The sequence below is a fragment of the Alcanivorax sp. HI0044 genome (assembly GCF_001634945.1).
The window spans coordinates 1-530 of sequence record NZ_LWEZ01001363.1 but is presented as its reverse complement, the minus strand read 5'-3'; the positions used below and the strand labels follow the sequence as shown (position 1 = coordinate 530).

Sequence of the window (530 nt, the reverse complement as noted above, 5' to 3'; positions counted from 1 at the left end):
GCTTTCTGCAGGGCTTCCAGGGAGGTGCGACGGCCCTTCAGGCTTTGCAGCTTCTCGCGGGCCTCATCCAGCTGACGGCCCCGGTCGCCGTTATCGCGGCGGAGCTGATTGATCTCTTCCTGCAGGGACTCGCTGCGCAGTTCGTTTTCTTCCGACTGCCCGCGATATTGCTCTACCTGTTCTTCCAGCTCGCGCATTTCCTGGGCCAGCGGGCCGGCATCCAGGGATTCCTGCTCTTTCTTCAGGCGGTCGATACGGTCGCGAAGTCGCTCCTGGGACTTGTCCAGATGCTGAATGCGGGACTGCTCCACCTCGGCCTGACGGCGTGATTCCCCGGACTTGCCGTTGAACTCTTCCCACGCCTGCTGCCAGTTCTGCATGGTCTCTTCAGCCAGCGCCAACGCTTCGCTGGAGGCTTCCTGCTGTTCGGAGACCATTTCCAGTTCTGGCTCGCGCTCGGCCAGAATGGCCTCCAGTTCTGCCACTTTCTCGCTGTCGATACGCAGGTGTTCGTCGCCTTCTTTCCAGCT

Annotated in this window: 1 pseudogene; it reads right to left on the bottom strand. The window is 61.3% G+C overall.

Features of this window, described 5'->3' with window-relative positions:
* Nucleotides 1-530: pseudogene (locus A3730_RS20200) on the bottom strand (chromosome segregation protein SMC); the annotation flags it as partial.